This is a genomic window from Nonomuraea thailandensis (assembly GCF_024172165.1).
In the GTDB taxonomy this organism is placed as follows: Bacteria; Actinomycetota; Actinomycetes; order Streptosporangiales; family Streptosporangiaceae; genus Nonomuraea; species Nonomuraea thailandensis.
On sequence record NZ_JAMZEB010000002.1, the window covers coordinates 7,659,020 to 7,677,231 of the forward strand.

Annotated in this window: 16 protein-coding genes; 9 read left to right on the forward strand and 7 right to left on the reverse strand. The window is 72.3% G+C overall.

Annotated elements, in window-relative coordinates; translation table 11 throughout:
* Positions 1-16: 16 nt before the first annotated feature.
* Positions 17-1,633, reverse strand: coding sequence for a ribonuclease Y (gene rny, locus HD597_RS38925; RefSeq protein ID WP_253749116.1), 1,617 nt, complete (start codon positions 1,631-1,633; stop codon positions 17-19).
* Positions 1,634-2,163: 530 nt separating this feature from the next.
* Between rny and HD597_RS65065 the strand changes: the two genes are divergently transcribed.
* On the forward strand, positions 2,164-4,326 hold the full coding sequence (locus tag HD597_RS65065; protein WP_276083128.1) for a tetratricopeptide repeat protein: 2,163 nt from the start codon (positions 2,164-2,166) through the stop codon (positions 4,324-4,326).
* Between the two features lie 372 nt (positions 4,327-4,698).
* On the opposite strand, the gene recX is transcribed toward HD597_RS65065, so the two are convergent.
* Positions 4,699-5,175, reverse strand: a complete 477-nt coding sequence (gene recX, locus HD597_RS38935) for a recombination regulator RecX (protein ID WP_308210780.1) — start codon at positions 5,173-5,175, stop codon at positions 4,699-4,701.
* Between the two features lie 444 nt (positions 5,176-5,619).
* Between recX and HD597_RS38940 the strand changes: the two genes are divergently transcribed.
* A complete protein-coding gene (locus HD597_RS38940; RefSeq protein WP_253760012.1) occupies positions 5,620-5,844 on the forward strand; it encodes a hypothetical protein in 225 nt (74 codons plus the stop codon).
* A 569-nt stretch (positions 5,845-6,413) separates the two neighbouring features.
* Here the strand turns inward: HD597_RS38940 and recA are convergent.
* From recA to HD597_RS38955, 3 genes are all read right to left on the reverse strand, one after another.
* Positions 6,414-7,508: a recombinase RecA gene (recA, locus tag HD597_RS38945; protein WP_253749118.1), complete on the reverse strand. Its 1,095-nt coding sequence runs from the start codon at positions 7,506-7,508 to the stop codon at positions 6,414-6,416.
* A 463-nt stretch (positions 7,509-7,971) separates the two neighbouring features.
* Positions 7,972-8,349, reverse strand: a complete 378-nt coding sequence (locus HD597_RS38950) for a hypothetical protein (protein ID WP_253749120.1) — start codon at positions 8,347-8,349, stop codon at positions 7,972-7,974.
* Positions 8,247-8,522: a TetR/AcrR family transcriptional regulator gene (locus tag HD597_RS38955; protein ID WP_253759652.1), complete on the reverse strand. Its 276-nt coding sequence runs from the start codon at positions 8,520-8,522 to the stop codon at positions 8,247-8,249. Before HD597_RS38955 ends, HD597_RS38950 begins: the two co-directional genes overlap by 103 nt.
* On the opposite strand from HD597_RS38955, the gene HD597_RS38960 reads away from it, so the two are divergent.
* On the forward strand, positions 8,455-8,667 hold the full coding sequence (locus tag HD597_RS38960) for a hypothetical protein (RefSeq protein WP_253760014.1): 213 nt from the start codon (positions 8,455-8,457) through the stop codon (positions 8,665-8,667). The two genes, HD597_RS38955 and HD597_RS38960, sit on opposite strands and share 68 nt — an antisense overlap.
* 83 nt (positions 8,668-8,750) lie before the next feature.
* Positions 8,751-9,026: a hypothetical protein gene (locus HD597_RS38965; protein ID WP_253749122.1), complete on the forward strand. Its 276-nt coding sequence runs from the start codon at positions 8,751-8,753 to the stop codon at positions 9,024-9,026.
* Here HD597_RS38965 and HD597_RS38970 read toward each other — a convergent pair.
* A complete protein-coding gene (locus HD597_RS38970) occupies positions 9,023-9,217 on the reverse strand; it encodes a DUF3046 domain-containing protein (RefSeq protein WP_148439320.1) in 195 nt (64 codons plus the stop codon). The two genes, HD597_RS38965 and HD597_RS38970, sit on opposite strands and share 4 nt — an antisense overlap.
* 44 nt (positions 9,218-9,261) lie before the next feature.
* On the opposite strand from HD597_RS38970, the gene HD597_RS38975 reads away from it, so the two are divergent.
* Complete coding sequence (locus tag HD597_RS38975; RefSeq protein ID WP_253749124.1) at positions 9,262-9,456, forward strand: hypothetical protein; 195 nt, start codon at positions 9,262-9,264, stop codon at positions 9,454-9,456.
* A gap of 12 nt (positions 9,457-9,468) precedes the next feature.
* Here the strand turns inward: HD597_RS38975 and HD597_RS38980 are convergent, their stop codons facing one another.
* Positions 9,469-9,855 (reverse strand): VOC family protein, encoded by a 387-nt coding sequence (locus HD597_RS38980; protein ID WP_246547069.1) that lies wholly within the window; start codon positions 9,853-9,855, stop codon positions 9,469-9,471.
* Between the two features lie 192 nt (positions 9,856-10,047).
* Between HD597_RS38980 and HD597_RS38985 the strand changes: the two genes are divergently transcribed.
* The 4 genes from HD597_RS38985 (at position 10,048) to HD597_RS39000 (ending at position 18,189) form a co-directional block, all read left to right on the forward strand.
* Positions 10,048-14,700 carry an Lhr family helicase gene (locus HD597_RS38985; protein ID WP_253749126.1) on the forward strand — a complete coding sequence of 1,551 codons (4,653 nt, stop codon included), beginning with the start codon at positions 10,048-10,050 and terminating at the stop codon, positions 14,698-14,700.
* Between the two features lie 326 nt (positions 14,701-15,026).
* Positions 15,027-15,632: a TetR/AcrR family transcriptional regulator gene (locus HD597_RS38990; protein WP_253749128.1), complete on the forward strand. Its 606-nt coding sequence runs from the start codon at positions 15,027-15,029 to the stop codon at positions 15,630-15,632.
* Entirely contained in the window at positions 15,629-16,381 is a 753-nt protein-coding gene (locus tag HD597_RS38995) for an ABC transporter ATP-binding protein (protein ID WP_253749130.1), read from the forward strand. Before HD597_RS38990 ends, HD597_RS38995 begins: the two co-directional genes overlap by 4 nt.
* Positions 16,372-18,189, forward strand: a complete 1,818-nt coding sequence (locus HD597_RS39000; RefSeq protein WP_253749132.1) for a PTS sugar transporter subunit IIC — start codon at positions 16,372-16,374, stop codon at positions 18,187-18,189. The genes HD597_RS38995 and HD597_RS39000 overlap by 10 nt, the downstream gene beginning before the upstream one ends.
* The last annotated feature ends 23 nt before the right edge of the window (positions 18,190-18,212 follow it).

Genomic DNA, 18,212 nt, shown 5'->3' on the forward strand with positions numbered 1-18,212 from the left:
CTGCTCGCAGCGGGGCTCAGCGGGCGAACTCGGTCGCCCGCGACTCCCGCACCACCGTGATGCGGATCTGGCCGGGGTAGGTGAGCTCCTCCTCCACCTGCTTGGCGACGTCCCTGGCGATCACCTGGGCCTGGATGTCGTCGATGGCGTCCGGCTTGACCATGACCCGGATCTCCCGGCCGGCCTGCATGGCGAACACCTTCTCGACGCCTTCGTAGGACTGCGCGATCTCCTCCAGCCGCTCCAGCCGCTTGACGTAGGCCTCCAGGGACTCGCGCCGGGCGCCGGGCCGGCTGCCGCTGATCGCGTCGGCCGCCTGCGTGAGCACCGCCTCTACGGTGCGCACCTCGACCTCGTTGTGGTGCGCCTCGATGGCGTGCACCACGTCCTCCTCCTCGCCGTACCTGCGGGCGATCTCCGCCCCGATCAGCGCGTGGCTGCCCTCGACCTCGTGCGTCAGGGCCTTGCCGATGTCGTGGAGCAGGGCGCAGCGCTTCATCAGCGTCTGGTTCATCTTGAGCTCGGCGGCCATGATGCCGGCGATGTGGGCGGACTCGATGAGGTGCTTGAGCACGTTCTGGCCGTAGGAGGTGCGGTAGCGCAACTGGCCGAGCAGCAGCGTCAGCTCGGGGTGCATGTCGGTGATGCCCAGCTCGACCAGGGCGTCCTCGCCGGCCCGCGCGCACAGGTCCTGGACCTCCTGGCGGCTGCGGTCGTGCGCCTCCTCGATGCGCTGCGGGTGGATGCGGCCGTCGAGCACCAGCTTCTCCAGCGTCAGCCGCGCCGTCTCCCGCCTGACCGGGTCGAAGCACGACAGGAGCACCGCCTCGGGCGTGTCGTCGATGATCAGGTTCACGCCGGTCGTGGACTCGAAGGCCCGGATGTTGCGGCCCTCACGGCCGATGATCCGGCCCTTCATCTCGTCGCCCGGCAGGTGCAGCACGCTCACGACCGACTCGGCCGTCTGCTCGGCCGCCAGCCGCTGCACGGCCAGCGTCACGATCTTCGTGGCCCGCTTCTCGCCCTCCTTGCGGGCGTCGCCCTCGATCTCCCTGACGATCAGCGCGGCCTCGCGCTTGGCCTGGTTCTCGATCTCCCTGACCAGCTCGGCCTTGGCCTGCTCGCCGGTCAGCCCCGCCACCCGCTCCAGGATGAGCCGCCGCCCCTGCTCGACCTGCAGCAGCTCCTCGCGCCGGTCGGCCAGCTCGACCTCGGTCTCGGCCAGCTTCCTGTCACGTTCCGCCTGCCGCCTGGCCTCCTCGTCCAGCCGCTGCTCCCGCTCGGCCAGCCTGGCCTCCCGGCGCTCCAGGTCCGAGCGCAGCTCCTTGAGCTCGGACTTGAGTATCCGGCTCTCCTCCTCGACCTCACGCCGCATCTGCGCGGCGTTCTCGGCCGCCGTCTCCGACCTGCGCAGGATGTCCTCGGCGTCGCTCTCGGCCTTGTCGCGGATCTCCCGCGCCGCCTCCCGCGCCTGCTCCAGCTCCTCGTGGACCGCCTCCACCTGCTCGGCGCTGGGCTTGCCCTTGCCCGGCAGGCTGCCCGAGGTGCGGCGTATGACGACGAGAAGCGCCACGATCATCCCGAACGCGAGCACGAGCACCGCCACCATCAGCACCACGACCAGCGGCCCCATGTGTGCCCCGCCCTCCTCGCGTCGTCAAGAACTCTTAACGCGGCCACAAACGGGAGGGGTCACAGGCGCGCCGCGGAAAGCCCTGTCGGCGTCATCGCCGGGATCGATGTCAAGCCAAGACTGATGGGGCGTCGACCGCTGGTGCCGACACCTCTCCTGCCTCGTTCAATTCGTCCGTCGTTCACCGGTATGGCAATCCGCGCTGCGCGGAGTAACTCCTCACTGCCGTCGAGGTTATGCGTCGAACAGGTCACGAGCAAGCAAACGCGTCATCAAGCGTGTCTTACGGGCCTGCATCTCCACGTTCAGACAGGTGTCACCCATTGGCTCCGGAATCGCCTTCGGGGTCGGGCATCCTGCGGCATGTCGCCCACCCGACGGCCAAGGCACGCCCGCTTGAGCCACATCCGGCGTCCCCCGGCGCCACCCGCTCCGTCAGCGGGGGAGGCAGGAGCGGCCGGATGTGTGACACTCATCGAAGATGACCTTCCGGTCCGTCACGAGATCATGCCAGCACAGAGAGAGCCGAGATGCCGCGCTGGATCAGGGTCGTGATCGCGGCGGTGCTGCCGTCGGCCGCCGGGGTGCTGGCCTGGTGGGTCTGCGTGACCTACGGGCTCGGGCTCGACACCACGAGCATCGTCGTGGGCCTGGTCGTCCTGCTTCCCGCGACGCCGCTCGCCGTCTGGGCCGGGCAGGCGGGCGCAGGCCCGGCCACCCGGAAGGACTCCTCCCGCCCGGTGCCCGCGGTGATCGGCGACGTGCCGCGCGAGCCCAAGGCCTTCCAGCCGCGCGCGGAGCTGGGCGAACGCATCGACGAGATGATCTCCGCGCCCCGCGTGGCGGCGGTGTGCGCGCTCGTCGGGGGCCGCGGAGTGGGCAAGACCCACCTGGCGGCGGCGTACGCCCGGCGCTGCATCGAGGACGGCGTCCCCGTGGCGTGGCTGCACGCCGAGACGGCCGACCAGCTGCACGGCTCCGTTGACCGGCTCGCCACCGACGCCGGGTTACGCGGCGACACGGACGACCCGGCGACCGTGGTCCGCAAGGTCCGGGCCTGGCTCCAGGAACGGCAGGAGCCGTACCTGGTCGTGGCCGACAACGCGACCGACCCCGACCTGCTCGCGCCGCTGCTCCCCGCGCACGGCCGGGCTCGCGTGCTGATCACCACCAACGACCACGCGTTCGAACGGCTCGGCGCGCTGGTCCCGGTGGAGCAGTTCACCGAGGCCGAGGCGACCGGCTACCTCCGCACGCGAGTGGGCGAGGACGATGACGGTTTCCCCTCGCTCGCCGAGGAGCTGGACCGCCTGCCGCTCGCCCTGGGCATCGCCGCCGCGGCCCTGGTCGGCCCGCCGCGCCTGTCGTGCGAGTCCTACCTGCGACGGCTGCGGGACACCCCCATCGAGGTGATCCTGGCGCGGCCGCGCGGCGAGCCGTACCCGACCGGGGTCGCGCAGGCGATCATGCTGTCGGCCGGGCAGACCAGCCCGGCGGCGGCGCACCTGCTCGGCGAGCTGTCCGTGCTGTCCACGTCCGGGGTCGGGTCCGAGCTGCTGGGAGCGCAGGCCGAGACGGCTCTGGCCGAGCTGGGCGCTCGCTCGCTGGTCACCTTCAGCCGGAGCGGCACGACCGCGTTCGTCCACCGCCTCGTCCGGCGCGCGGTACGCGACCGCGCAGGACGCGACCGCACCCTGCCCGCGCTGGTCGAGACGGCCGCGCGGCGGCTGTGCGCGGCGGCCGAGGACATCTCCGACCACGACACCTGGCGGCGGTTCCCCACCATCATGGCGGTGTCGGAGCATGCGGCAGCCCTGTGGGAGGCCGTGGAGCAGGCCCCGGAGGACGATCTCGCGCACCTGCGGGCGGCGGCCGAGCTCGTCCTGCGCGTCCGCCACGTCGTGGCGTCACACCTGGTCTACCTCAACGACGGGCTCCGCGCCCTCCCCGCCGCCGAGGCCGTCGTCAGGGGGCGCGAGCGGCTGCTGGGCCCCGAACATCCGGACACCCTCGCCGCCCGGCACACGCTGGCACACGCCTTCGAGTACGCCGGCCAGGTGATGAAGGCCGCCGCCCTCTACCAGCGCGTCGCGGCCGACCGCTCCCGCGTCCTCGGTGACGATCATCCCGACACGTTGTGGTCGCGGGCGTCGGTGGCCTTCTCGTACACGATGGCGGGCCGGGCGCAGGAGGCGGTGCCGATGATCGATGAGGTGGTGGCGGACCAGGAGCGGGCGCTCCCACCGGACCATCCCACTCTGCTCGCGGCCCGCTACTTCCAGGCCTGCACCAACGCCGAGGGAGGCCGGCCCGAGCGTGGCATCGAGCTGTTCGGGCAGCTGATAGCCGATCGCGAGCGGCTCTTCGACCACGACGATCCCGACACTTGGGTCGTCAAGGGCCGGCTCGCACGCGCCTACACAGCGGCGGGCAGGGCCGACGAAGCCGTCCGCTTGCATGAGCACGTCGCCGCTCAGCAGGCCCGGGTGCTGGGCGCCGACCATCCCGACACGCTGATCACCCGGCATGGCCTGGCCACCGCGTACGAGGCGGCGGGCCGGAGCGCGGACGCGCTGGCCGCGTACGCGTGGGTCGTGGACCGGTTCGAGGCGGTCATGGGCCCCGAGCAGACACTGACCAGGACCGCCAGAAACGACCTGGAGCGTGCCCGCCGGGCTTCGCACCAGCAGTGAGACGCATTCCTCCCGCGGCGCAGAACCGCGATGACCAAACGCTGCCGGACCCGCTCAAGGCACAGAACCCGCCGACGACCCAAGCGCTGCCGACCCCACGCCGTAGCCGACCCCACGCCGTTGCCGACCCCACGCGGTTGCCGAACTTGCGCCGCTTCCAGGCCCGCACCACTGCAGGCCCGCACCACTGCAGGCCCGCACCACTGCAGGGCCGCACCACTGCAGGCCGCCCACACCACTGCAGGCCCACTTCGCTGCCAGGCCGCTCAAGACGCAGAACCGCGACGGCCAGAACGCTGCCCAGGCCCCGCTCGCGGTACAGGCACGCGAAGACCGCGGCTCGACTCTTGACTCCGAAGATCGGAGCTCGACCTAGGAGAAGTCCTCCTCCACCTCGACGCCCTCCTGTTCGAGCGCCTCCCGGATGACGCGGAAGGCCAGGCCGGAGGGGTAACCCTTGCGGGCGAGCATTCCGGCCAGCCGGCGGGTGCGGGTCTGGGGGTCGAGCGAGCGGGTGGAGGCGAGCTTGCGCTCCACCAGCCGCCGGGCCGTCTCCTCCTCCTGGTCGGGGTCCAGCCGCTCCACAGCCTCGTTGACCGTGTCGCTGTCGACGCCCCGGTGACGCAGCTCGGCCGCCAGGGCGCGCTTGGCCAGCCCTCGGCCGTGGTGGCGGGAGTCGACCCAGGCCGAGGCGAACGCCTCGTCGTTGATCAGCCCGAGCTCCGAGAAGCGGCTGAGCACCGCCTCCGCGGCCTCCTCCGGCACGTCCCGCTTGCGCAGGGCCTCGGCGAGCTGGGCGCGGGTCTTGGGGGCCATGGTGAGCAGGCGGAGGCAGATGGCCCGGGCCACCGACTCAGGATCCGCCTTGGGCCCCGTACCGGCCGGGCTCTCGGCATCGGGCCCGTCGGGCAGCCACCCCCGTCGCCGATTGCCCTTCCGGCCGCCCCGCCGAGCCCGTCCCCCAGCGCCACCCTCGAACCGCCCGCTACCGCCCTCGGCCTGTCCGATGCCCTCGGACTGTCCGGCGCCCTCAGCCTGCCTGGTGCCCCCATCAGGCCAGCCGACCCCATCGTCGAACCGCCTGACACCGCCGCCGAAGCCCTCAACCCCACTATCGAACCGCCCAGCACCGCTGTCCGGCGGGCCGATGCCATCGTCGAAGCGTCCGGTGCGCGCGGCGCCGCTGGTGCGGCGGGCACGCCTGCGGCTCTGCTGCCCGGCACCCTCACTGCCCCACCCGATGCCCTCAGCGGATGGCCCAGTGCCGGCATCCGGCCATCCGGTGCCGTCCGGGTGCCCGGCCCCGTCCGGCTGTCCGGCGCCGCCGTCAGACCGTTCAGCACCTTCTTCGGGTCGCTCAGCACCGTCTTCGGGCCGTTCAACACCGCCTTCCGGCCGCTCAGGTCCGTCACCAGGCCGTCCAGCACCGCCTTGGAACCATGCAGGGCCGTCGTCGGGTCGATCGGCGCCTTCGCCGGAGGGGTCGAGCCCTTCGGCGGGCTGTCCGAATCGTCCTGAGCCTCTGGCAGACCGTCCCGGTTTTCCGCCTGAACGCCCGGATTTTCCGCCGGATCGTCCGCCGGGCCGCCTGGTGGTACGGCCGTCCAGGCGCCGGCCCTCGCCGTCGCTCGGCTCCGCCGCGAACCAGCTGCTCCCGGCCAGCACCTCGGAGTGCCATTCGTCCCCAGGGCTCCGCTCCTTGGGCGAGTCATCCCTGGGAGACCGTCCGTGGGCTGAAGCATCCCGGGGAAGCCGCCCGTTGGGCGAGGCCTCGGCGCGGGCGCCCTGGTCGGCGCCTCCAGCCTCGTCGGCGATGGACGGGGGGGCGGTCGGCTGGTCGTGCGGGTTCGATGGCGGATCCGCGGGTGGGCCGGCCGCGGGAGAGGCGGCTTCGGGAGGGGTTACTTCGGGAGGGGCGGCGGCGCGCATGCGGTCGCGTTGCTCGCGCAACTCCGCCATCGATGGCCAGCCGTCCGTGGACGAGCGGGCCAGGTCGCGCCGCCGGGAGGAGGTGGGGTCGGGCCAGGCGCCCCGGTCTGGCGGCTGGGGCGCTTGCGGCCGGTCCGTGCTGCTCATGGGGTCAGCGATCAGACGTCACCCGGCTTCGGGGTGGACTTCGAGCCGCGGCCCGACGGAGCGGCGGCCGGAGCAGGGGCAGGGGCGGCGGCCTCGGCGGGAGCGTCGAGGCGCGGGCCCACGCCCAGCTTGTCCTTGATCTTCTTCTCGATCTCGTTGGCCATGTCGGGGTGGTTCTTCAGGAAGTTGCGGGCGTTCTCCTTGCCCTGGCCGAGCTGGTCGCCCTCGTACGTGTACCAGGCGCCGGACTTGCGGACGAAGCCGTGCTCCACGCCCATGTCGATGAGGCCGCCCTCGCGGGAGATGCCCACGCCGTAGAGGATGTCGAAGTCGGCGACCCGGAAGGGCGGGGCCATCTTGTTCTTGACGACCTTGACCCTGGTGCGGTTGCCGACCGCCTCCGTGCCGTCCTTGAGGGTCTCGATGCGGCGGATGTCCATACGGACCGAGGCGTAGAACTTCAGCGCCTTACCACCGGTCGTGGTCTCGGGGCTGCCGAACATGACGCCGATCTTCTCGCGGAGCTGGTTGATGAAGATGGCGGTGGTGCCGGTGCTGTTGAGAGCACCGGCGATCTTGCGCAGGGCCTGGGACATGAGGCGGGCCTGGAGACCCACGTGGCTGTCGCCCATCTCGCCCTCGATCTCGGCCTTGGGCACCAGGGCCGCGACCGAGTCGATGACGATGATGTCGACGGCGCCGGACCTGATCAGCATGTCGGCGATCTCGAGCGCCTGCTCACCCGTGTCGGGCTGGGAGACCAGCAGGGCGTCGGTGTCGACCCCCAGCTTCTTGGCGTATTCGGGGTCGAGGGCGTGCTCGGCGTCGATGAACGCCGCGATGCCTCCGGCCCGCTGGGCGTTGGCCACGGCGTGCAGGGCGATCGTGGTCTTACCCGAGGACTCAGGGCCGTAGATCTCCACGATGCGGCCGCGCGGCAGGCCGCCGATGCCGAGTGCGACGTCAAGGGAGATCGACCCCGTGGGGACCACCTCGATGGGAGCTCGGGCGTCGTCGCCCAGTCTCATGACGGAGCCCTTGCCGAACTGTCGCTCGATCTGAGCGAGCGCGGTCTCGAGGGCCTTCTCGCGGTCGTTGATAGCCATGGGAGCTCCCCCTGGAGGGTCGTGGTCCGATCAGTCGAGTGAAAGCTACGGCCTGCCACCGACAATTTCTGCCGTGTCGGGGAAGACGTGGCGGCTCGGCTGGGTCCATCGTAGCCGAACGGCTGTTCGATCACAGCAAGAACACGCAGGTCGACCATGAGAGCGCGCAGATCCGCCACCTGCGGCGCAGGCCCGGAAGCGCGGCCCGGGCCACGGCCAGGGCGCGCGGGTCGGGCGGCGCAGGCTGGGCGACGGCCGGGGTGTGCGGGTCGGGCGGCGCAGGCTGGACGACGCGGGCGAGACGACGGAGGCTGGACGACAGGGGCTGGACGACAGGGGCGGGATGACCGGGGGCGGGGCGGCCGCTGGAGGACGAGGTCTGGGGCGGGACGACGGGGCGGGGCGGCAGGTGACAGGGCGGGCGGGCCCCGTCAGACGGGGGCGCTCAAGTTGACGGTCGGCCTCACCCGTCCGCCTTCGGCGCGGCGAGGAGGCGGAGCGCCTTGGGGAACAGCTCCGGGGGACAACGTTCGGGAGCGAGCAGGGTCAGCAGGCGCATGCCGAGGTCCAGGGACTTCAGGATGGCGTCCGCCTCGTCGTACGGAAGCTCCCCCAGCCCGCTCCCCTCCACCGCCGGCGGATGCCGCCCCGAGCCGGCGCCTTCACCGGGGAACAGCAGGCCGACGAGCTGCTCACGCACGGCCGGATGCCGAACGGCGTGGACCATGAACTCCACCGTCAGCCGCGCGAACCTGTCCTGCCCGCCGCCCCGCGCGCCGTCCACCCAGTACGCGCCGAACTCCTCCGCCAGCTCCCCCGCCGGACGCCCGCCGTGAAGCACTCGCTCCGCCTGCGCCCGCGCCTCCCGCCCGAGCCCGTGCCGCAGGACGGCGAGCACCAGATCCTCAGATCCTCCTTGCCGTCGAAGTTGGAGTAGACGGCCCCCTTGGTGAGCCCGGCCTCGGCGGCCACCTCGTCCACCGACGCCCCCTGGATCCCCCGCTCGGCGAACACCTTCTCCGCCGCCTCCAGCAGGGCCGGCCGATCGCGTTCGCGCCGCTCCTGCCTGCTGAGCCGTTCCACCGAGTTCTCCCGTCCGTACGCGCTCACGTTCGACTTCGCGGGCATGCGCATCCTGATGGACGCCTCACGGGAATGAGGTGCGGGCGGTTTCCTCCCGCGTGTTGTCGGGCGCCGTGAGCTGGGGAGACTCACTCCAGGGGCGACAACTGGAGGCGGCACGTGGCGAGCGGCTACACCGGGGAACGACGCGTCCATCTCGAGGCACTCGCCGAGCAGCTACCTGCCCATGGCCTGGTCAGCCGCATGGTCGGCGGCGAGGATCCGGTGTTGTGGGTGTGGCACCCGCGCACGGGGCGCCAGACGATCGTCTTCGCCACCCCGTCGGGCCACGGATGGCAGTTCCTGTGGTCGCCCGGCGGGCAGTGCCCCGTGGCCGACCTGGAGCGCGCGGCCACGGCGCTGCGCGACGCCCTCGACCAGGGGCGGCCGGGCTAGCGCAGCTTGGGCGAGACGTCCTCCACCTGGCAGACCGCCCGCCACACCGTCTTGGCGCTCTCGCCGTCTGCCAGCGCCTGCACGACGGTGCGGCCGCCGAGCGGCGCCAGGACGTAGTCACGGGCCCACGACTCCGCGTACATCTCACCGAAGTGAGCGTTCATCCGTCTCCAGAACTCCGTCAGGCGCATGAACTCAAGTATGGAAGCGTGCGCGGTGTGGGTAGGACATCCCCATGCCAAAGACCCCCAAGTCTTCACCCCCGAAGACAGCCAGGACGAAGGCCAACAGGGCCAAGCGCCGCCGGTTACTGCTCGCGCTGCAGCAGGCCGTACGGAAGGAGAAGGCGGAGCGTGCCGAACGGCACGCCGGCATCAGACAGGAGCCGCGTGCGGGCAAGCCGCGTACGCGCAGGGCGTCGCGGCGCTAGTCACCTCACGGGTCACAGCACCCGCGCGCCGTACATCTCACCGAGATGGTCGGCGAGCAGCTCCAGCCGGGCGCCGTCGGGGTCCTTGAAGTAAATGGAGGCGCCGCTCTCTATCTGGTGCGGCACGCCGGCCATCTCCAGCTTCCCGCGCAGCCTCTCCCACGTGGCGGGATCGACGGAGATCGCGATGTGGTGCAGCCCGCCGAGCACTTCCTGGTACGGCCCGAGGTCGAGGCCGGGGAAGTCGAAGAAGGCGAGCAGGTTGCCGTTGCCGATGTCGAAGAAGAAGTGGTTCGACCCCTTGTAGTCGCGATTTTCGATGATCTCCGTGAGCGGGAACTCCAGGAGCTCCTGGTAGAACTTGATGGTGCGTTCCACGTCGGACGAGATCAGCGCCATGTGGTGCAGGCCACGCGCGCTGCTGGATGGCCGGTGCGGTAAAACGTAGCGCTGTCTCATCTCCGCTCGGCGGGCTTCGATGGCCGCGTAATCGATGGTCACGGTCGCTGTATGTCCGCCAGGGCACCGGCTCAATCACCCGCCGCCGCGCCAAATGCGTTTTCTGTCGGTGGCGGGAGGCACTATGTGCAGGTGAGCTCGCTAGCCCAGTTCAGCCAGGTGACCAGGCAATGGTTCGCCGGAGCCTTCCACGCGCCCACGGCCGCCCAGGAGGGGGCGTGGGAGTCGATCTCGCGTGGCGACCACACCCTGGTCGTCGCGCCCACGGGCTCGGGCAAGACGCTGGCGGCGTTCCTGTGGTCGCTCGACCGCCTGGCCGCCGCGTCAGAAGAGCCCCCGGCAGAGCGCAAGGGGACCCGGGTTCTGTACGTCTCGCCGCTCAAGGCGCTGGCCGTGGACGTCGAGCGCAACCTGCGCGCGCCGCTGGCCGGGCTGAAGCAGACGGCGCGGCGGCTCGGCCTGCCTGTCCCCGAGATCTCGGTGGCGATCCGCTCGGGCGACACCCCCGCCGAGGACCGCAGGCGGTTCGCCGCCAAGCCCTCCGACATCCTGATCACCACGCCCGAGTCGCTGTTCCTGCTGCTCACCAGCCAGGCGCGGGAGGCGCTGCGCGGAGTGGAGACGGTGATCGTGGACGAGGTGCACGCGGTCGCGGGCACCAAGCGCGGCGCCCATCTCGCGCTCAGCCTGGAGCGGCTCGACGCGCTGCTCGACCGGCCCGCGCAGCGGGTGGGGCTGTCGGCGACCGTGCGGCCGGTGAGCGAGGTGGCGGCGTTCCTGGGCGGGGCGCGGCCCGCCACCGTGGTGCAGCCGCCGTCCGACAAGGTGATCGAGGTCGAGGTCGTCGTCCCCGTCGAGGACATGACGGAGATGGAGGGCCGCGCCCAGGCGGAGCCCCAGGAGGGGGAGTTCGCCCCCGAGCCGGGCAACCGCTCGATCTGGCCCCACGTCGAGGACCGGCTGTTCGACCTGATCGAGGCCCACAGCTCCACGATCGTCTTCGCCAACTCGCGGCGGCTGGCCGAGCGGCTGTGCACGCGGCTCAACGAGCTGGCCTACGAGCGGGAGCAGGGCACCGAGACCGTCGACCTGTCCATCTGGGAGACCGGGCCGTCCAAGCCCATGCCCGCCGAGGTGATGGCGCAGGCGGGGGCGAGCAAGGGCGTGGTGACGGAGATCGTGCGCGCCCACCACGGCTCGGTCTCCAAGGAGGAGCGGGCGCAGATCGAGGAGGCGCTCAAGTCGGGCCGCCTGCCTGCCGTGGTCGCCACCTCCAGCCTGGAGCTGGGCATCGACATGGGCGCGGTCGACCTGGTGGCGTGCGTGGAGGCGCCGCCGAGCGTGGCCAGCGGCCTGCAGCGCATCGGCCGGGCGGGTCACCAGGTGGGCGCGGTGTCCAGGGGCGTCATCTTCCCCAAGTACCGGGGTGACCTGGTGCAGACCGCCGTGGTGGCCGAGCGGATGAAGAGCGGCCTGATCGAGGAGCTGCGCTATCCGCGTAACCCGCTCGACGTGCTGGCCCAGCAGATCGTGGCGATGACCGCGCTCGACGAGTGGACGGTCGACGAGCTGGAGAGCTTGATCAGGCGGGCCGCCCCCTACGCCACGCTGCCGCGCACCGCGCTGGAGGCCACGCTCGACATGCTGGCCGGGCGCTATCCGAGCGAGGAGTTCGCCGAGCTGCGGCCCCGCGTCGTGTGGGACCGCGTGACGGGCGTCCTCCAAGGGCGCCCCGGCGCGCAGCGGCTGGCGGTGACCAACGGCGGCACGATCCCCGACCGGGGCCTGTTCGGCGTGTTCCTGGTGGGTGAGCGGGCCTCCAGGGTGGGCGAGCTGGATGAGGAGATGGTCTACGAGTCGCGCGTCGGCGACGTGTTCGTGCTGGGCGCGACCTCCTGGCGGATCGAGGACATCACCGCCGACCGGGTGCTCGTCTCGCCCGCGCCGGGGCAGCCGGGCAAGCTGCCGTTCTGGCACGGCGACGCGCCGGGGCGGCCGGCCGAGCTGGGCCGGGCGATCGGGCAGTTCCTGCGCGAGCAGGCCAAGCAGGGCACGACTGACCGGATGAGGGCGGCGGGCCTGGACGAGTACGCCTCGGGCAACCTGCTGGCCTACCTCCAGGAGCAGCGGGAGGCGACCGGATACGTCCCCGACGACCGCACGCTGCTGGTGGAGCGCTTCCACGACGAGCTGGGCGACTGGCGCGTGGTCATCCACTCCCCCTACGGCGCACGGGTGCACGCGCCGTGGGCGCTGGCGATCAACCGGCGGCTGCGCGAGCGCTACGGCATCGACGTGCAGGCCGTGCACTCCGACGACGGCATCGTGCTGCGCATCCCCGACACGCTGGCCGAGCCGCCCACCGACGTGGCGGCCTTCGACGCCGAGGAGATCGAGCAGATCGTCACCGAGGAGCTGGGCGGGTCGGCCATGTTCGCCTCCCGGTTCAGGGAGTGCGCGGGCCGGGCGCTGCTGCTGCCGCGCCGCACGCCCGGCCGGCGCAGCCCGCTGTGGCAGCAGCGGCAGCGGGCGGCCCACCTGCTGGGCGTGGCCTCGCAGTACGCCTCGTTCCCGATCGTGCTGGAGACGATGCGCGAGTGCCTGCAGGACGTCTTCGACGTGCCGGGGCTGGTGCAGCTCATGCGTGACATCGCCGCGCGCAGGGTGCGGGTGGTGGAGGTGGAGACGTCTCAGGCCTCGCCGTTCGCGGCGGCGCTGCTGTTCCACTACGTGGGCGCGTTCATGTACGAGGGCGACGCCCCGCTGGCCGAGCGCCGGGCGCAGGCCCTGGCGCTGGACACCACGCTGCTGGCCGAGCTGCTCGGCCAGGCCGACCTGCGCGAGCTGCTCGACCCCGACGTGATCTCCGACAGCGAGCGGGAGCTGGCCAGGCTCGACCGGCCGCTGCGCGACCTGGAGGACCTCGCCGACCTGCTGCGCTCGCACGGGCCGCTGCTGGCGCCCGACGTGAGCGTGCGCGGCGGCGATCCCGCCTGGCTGGAGGAGCTCGAACGGTCGCGGCGGGCGATCAGGATACGCATCGCCGGGAAGGAGCACTGGGCGGCCGTCGAGGACGCCGCGCGCATGCGTGACGCGCTGGGCGTGCCGCTGCCCGTCGGGATCCCGCACGCGTTCCTGGAGCCGGTGGCCGATCCGCTGGCCGACCTGGTGGCGCGGCACGCCCGTACGCGGGGGCCGTTCCACGCGGGCACGGCCGCCGCCAGGTTCGGGCTCGGGGTGGCCGTGGTGAGCGACGCGCTGCGGCGGCTGGCCACGACCGGGCGGGTCGTCAGCGGGGAGTTCCGGCCCGGCGGGCGGGGCGAGGAGTGGTGCGACGCGGGCGTTCTGCGGATGTTGCGCCGCAGGTCGCTGGCCCGGCTGCGCAAGGAGGTCGAGCCGGTCGCGCCCGAGACGCTCGCCCTGTTCCTGCCTGCCTGGCACGGGATCACCGGCTCGGAGAAGGCGACCGCGGGCTCCGGGCAGGGCCCGGCGGGCTCCGGCGCGGACACGGGCGGACGAGGGGCGGCCGGCTTCGGCGCGGACACAGGCGGACGGGGCGCGGCCGGATTCGGCGCGGACGCACGCGGCCCGGTCAGCTCCGCGCGGGCGATGGACGCGCTGGTGCGCTCGATCGAGCAGCTCCAGGGGGCCGCCGTGCCCGCGTCGGCGCTGGAGACGCTGGTGCTGCCCTCGCGGGTGCCCGGCTATCACCCGGCGCTGCTGGACGAGCTGACCTCGGCGGGCGACGTCATGTGGGTGGGGCAGGGCTCGCTGCCCGGCGGCGACGGCTGGGTGTCGCTCTACTTCGCCGACACCGCGCCGCTGCTGATGCCCGAGCCCGCCGAGATCACGATGACGCCGGTGCACGAGCGCGTGCTGGAGCTGCTCGGCGGGGGCGGCGCGCTGTTCTTCCGCGGGATCTCCGACCAGTTCGGCTCCACACAGGACGACACCACGCTGGTGGCCGCGTTGTGGGACCTGGTGTGGTCGGGGCGGGTGTCGGGCGACACGCTCGCCCCGCTGCGGGCCACCCTCGGCACCGGACGCCCCGCCCACCGGCCCGCGACCACGCGGCGGCGCAGGGCGGTGCTGCCGAGCAGGAGCGGCCCGCCGACCGTGGCGGGCCGGTGGTGGCTGCTGCCCCCGGCCGCGGCCGACGCCACCCAGCGGGCGAACGCGCAGTCCGAGGTGCTGCTGGAGCGGCATGGCGTGGTGACGCGCGGGGCGGTGACCTCGGAGCGGCTGCCCGGCGGGTTCACGCCGATCTACCAGGTGCTGCGGGCGTACGAGGAGAGCGGGCGGTGCCGCCGGGGCTACTTCGTCGAAGGGCTGGGCGGCGCGCAGTTCGCGCTGCCCGGGGCGGTGGACCGGATGCGGGCCATGGCGCCCGGGATCGGGTCCTCGCCGGGCAGGGAGGGGCGGCGGGCCGTGGTGCTGGCCGCCGCCGACCCGGCCAGCCCGTACGGCGCCGCGCTGCCCTGGCCGCAGCACCCCGGCGACGTCGGCCACAAGCCTGGCAGGAAGGCCGGCTCGCTGGTCGTGCTCGTGGACGGCCATCTGGTGCTGTACGTCGAGCGCGGCGGCAAGACGCTGCTGTCGTTCACCGACGGTGACCGGTTGCAGCCGGCGGTCGACGCGCTGGCTCTGGCCGTGCGTGACGGGGCGCTGGGCAAGCTGACCGTGGAGCGGGCCGACGGCGCCGCCATCGTCGACTCTCCCCTGGCGGCGGCCCTGGAGGCGGCCGGCTTCCACCCCACGCCCCGAGGCCTGCGCCTGCGCGCCTGAGCCATCACCGGCGCCGCGCTCAGGCGCTCACCCGGCGGCAAGAGCGCAGACGCGTGGCGCGTAAGGAAGCGCGTGGCGGGAGCGCAGGCCTGCGGCAGGGCGAGGGCGCAGGCGCGTGACGGACCCCAGGGCGCAGGCATAGCGAGGGCGCAGGCGCGCAGGCGCGTGACGGCCCGGGCGCGGGCGGGTGGCGGGGCGATCGGGCAGGCGGGCAGGCGGGCATTCGCGCGGGAGTGATCATCCCAGCATGCGTCTGAGCAGGCGTATCGCCATCGAAGCGACCCCCGCTTACCCGAAAATCTGAATGGCCGTTTAAACTTCTGAACGTGCCGCCAGAAAGTCGAACCTTCATTGAAGAGGCTCGCCGGGCTCAGATCATCGAGTGCGCCATCGACGTGCTCGCCGAGCACGGCTACCTCCACACGACCCTGGCCAGGATCGCCAAGCGAGCCAAGATCAGCACCGGCGTCATCTCGTACCACTTCGGCGGAAAGGACCAGCTCATCCAGGCCGTGGTGATGGAGGTGGCCAAGCTGGCCACCGACCTGATGATCCCGCGCATCCTCTCCCAGACCACCGCCACGGAGGGCCTGCGCGCCTACATCGAGAGCAATCTCGAGTTCATGGGGCTGCACCGCAAACCCCTCCTGGCGCTGGTCCAGATCGTCACGCACGCGGTCGGCGAGGACAGCCGCGCCGGCCCGTACGACCATCAGGCCGACGTGGCCATCACCGACCTGGAGAAGCTGCTCGACTGGGGCCAGCGCTCCGGCGAGTTCCGCGACTTCGACATGCGCAGCATGGCCATCGCCATCCGGGGCGCCATCGACGCCGTGCCCGGCCGGCTGCTCAACGACCCCGACTTCGACCTCGACCTGCTCGCCCGCGAGCTGGTCACCACGTTCACCCTCGCTACCAGGAGACAGCAATGACAGCGCCGGCATTAGAGATCAAGGGCCTGGCCAAGACCTTCGGCGAGAACGTCGCCGTCGACCACGTCGACCTGAGCGTTCCCCAGGGCTCCTTCTACGGCCTGGTCGGGCAGAACGGCGCCGGCAAGACGACCACGCTGTCCATGGCGGTGGGCCTGCTGCGGCCCGACGCGGGCACCGCGCGGATCTTCGGGGCGGACGTGTGGTCCGACCCCGCCAGGGCCAAGCAGCTCGTCGGCGTGCTGCCCGACGGGATGGCCATGCCCGAGCGGCTCACCGGCCGGGAGGTGCTGACCTACCTCGGCCTGCTGCGCGGGCTGAGCAAGGAGGTGGTGGCCGAGCGGGCCGAGGAGCTGCTGTCGGTGCTGGAGCTGGACATGGCGGAGAAGACGCTGGTCATCGAGTACTCCACCGGAATGCGCAAGAAGATCGGCCTGGCCACGGCGCTGCTGCACGCGCCGAGGCTGCTGGTGCTGGACGAGCCGTTCGAGGCGGTGGACCCGGTGTCGGCGGCGACGATCAAGCAGATCCTGCGCGGTTTCGTGGCGGGCGGCGGCTCGATCGTGCTGTCCAGCCACGTGATGGCGCTGGTGGAGCAGCTCTGCGACCACGTGGGCGTGATCGACAAGGGCCGGGTGGCGGCAGCCGGGCCGCTGGAGGAGGTCCGCGGCGCGGCGACGCTGGAGGACAGGTTCGTCGAGCTGGTCGGCGCCGGCTCCACCGCCGCCAGGGGGCTGTCATGGCTGTAGCGCTCACCATGGCCAGGATGAAGGTGTCGATCCTGCGCCATGCGGCCAAGGGGCAGCAGGGCGGCATGACGGCCTCCGCGGCCGTGCTCGGCGCCCTGCTGGCGGGTGGCATGATCTGGCTGGCGTTCCTGGGCGGCGACTGGCTGGCAGCCGCGTACACCGTGTGGGCGCTCGGCTGGATCATCGGCCCTGTCTTCTCGGGCGGCGGCGACGAGACGCTGCGGCCGGAGTTCTTCACCCTGCTCGGGCTGCGGCCGCAGCGCATGGCGGCCGGGCTGCTGGTGGCGGCGTTCGTGGGCGTGGCCCCCGCGGTCAGCCTGCTGGCGCTGGCGGGGCTGGTGGTCGCCGGCGCCCGCGAGGGCGTCGTGGGAGCGCTCGTGGCGGTGCCGGCGATGGTGTTGCAGCTCGCCGTGTTCGTGCTGCTGTCGAAGGTGACCGTGGCGCTGCTCGGCCTCGCGCTGGGCTCCAGGATCGGGGCGATCGGCGCCGGGCTGGTCAACGGCGTGATCCTCGCCTTCCTGGGGCAGATCTGGGTCTTCATGGTGGCTCTCGGGCAGGGCGGGCAGATCCCGGAGTTCGTCCGGTACCTGCCGTCCGGGTGGGGGCTGCTCGCCGTCCAGGGCGAGTACCTGGCGCTGGCCGCGATGGTGGTGCTGATCGTGCTGCTGCTGGCGGCGTGGGCGGCGCTGTTGACCAGGCGGACGGGCAGGAGCCGGCCCTCGACCCGGGGCCGCAGGCCGATGCGGGCCGCCACCCCGCACGGCGCCGTGATCGCCAAGGAGCTGCGTACGTGGACGCGGGACCTGGTGCGCAACCACCAGCTCGCCTTCGCCTTCACCTACGGCGTGGCCTTCGCGGCCGTGCCGCTGCTCGTGGGCATCCCGCAGATGCTGCCGCTGGCCGGGCCGCTCTTCATCATGATGGCGGCGGCGATGACCGCCAACACGTACGGCACCGACGGCACCGCCCACTGGCTGACGCTGATGACGCCGGGCGCCTCCGACGTGCGGGGCAGGCAGCTGGCGTGGCTGGCGGCGGTCGGGCCGGTCGGGCTGGTGCTGGCGGTGGTCTGCACGGCGGCCGTGGGCGGGCCGTGGCCGCTGGTCATGGCGGCCACGTTCGCGCTGCTCGGCGGGGCCGTGGGGCTGGTGCCGCTGATGTCGGTGGTCGGGCTGGTCCCGGGCATCGACCCGAAGAACCGGGGCGGCAACCCCCTGCGGACGAGCGAGGACGACGGCTCGGCCACCGGCATGGCCTACCTGATGCTGGTCCTGGTGGCTGTCGCCGCGGCGCCCGCCGTGACGGTGGCGGTGTTCTTCGGCTGGTGGGGCGTGCCCGCCGGGCTGCTGACCGGAGGCTTGTGCTGGTGGGGCCTCGGCCTGCTGGCGGAGCGGCGGCTGACGGCTCAGGGGCCGGAGCTGCTGCAGCTCATGCGGACGGGACGGCGTGCCGACACCGGCGCCAAGGGGTCGGACACGTTCGAGCTGCCCGAGAGCATGTCGCGGACGCAGCGGACGATCGTGATGATCTGCGCGTCGCTCGGCGCGATCCCGCTGTTCCCGCAGGGCATCGTGGCCATCGCCTTCATGGCGAACGGCCGGCTCGATCAGTCGTGGTTCCTGGCCACGCACGTGTCGCCCGGCCTGCGCTGGCCGGTGGCGATCGGCTTCGTGCTGCTCGGCCTGGGCATGTACGGCACCGCCCTGTGGTTGTGGCTGCGCGCCAAGAAGGCCGAGAAGGCCGAGAAGGCGGAGAAGGTTGCAGGGGAGGTTACGGACACCGATAAGCTCGCGGCGCAACACCACTAACATCTTGTATACGATAAATCCCC

What these genes read in the sequence shown, in the direction of transcription:
- HD597_RS39000 (WP_253749132.1), top strand. Translation starts at nt 16,372, where the DNA reads ATGGCTGTAGCGCTCACCATGGCCAGGATGAAGGTGTCGATCCTGCGC.
- HD597_RS38975 (WP_253749124.1), top strand. Translation starts at nt 9,262, where the DNA reads ATGCCAAAGACCCCCAAGTCTTCACCCCCGAAGACAGCCAGGACGAAG.
- HD597_RS38970 (WP_148439320.1), bottom strand. Translation starts at nt 9,217, where the DNA reads ATGCGCCTGACGGAGTTCTGGAGACGGATGAACGCTCACTTCGGTGAG.
- HD597_RS38980 (WP_246547069.1), bottom strand. Translation starts at nt 9,855, where the DNA reads ATGGCGCTGATCTCGTCCGACGTGGAACGCACCATCAAGTTCTACCAG.
- rny (WP_253749116.1), bottom strand. Translation starts at nt 1,633, where the DNA reads ATGGGGCCGCTGGTCGTGGTGCTGATGGTGGCGGTGCTCGTGCTCGCG.
- HD597_RS65065 (WP_276083128.1), top strand. Translation starts at nt 2,164, where the DNA reads ATGCCGCGCTGGATCAGGGTCGTGATCGCGGCGGTGCTGCCGTCGGCC.
- HD597_RS38995 (WP_253749130.1), top strand. Translation starts at nt 15,629, where the DNA reads ATGACAGCGCCGGCATTAGAGATCAAGGGCCTGGCCAAGACCTTCGGC.
- recA (WP_253749118.1), bottom strand. Translation starts at nt 7,508, where the DNA reads ATGGCTATCAACGACCGCGAGAAGGCCCTCGAGACCGCGCTCGCTCAG.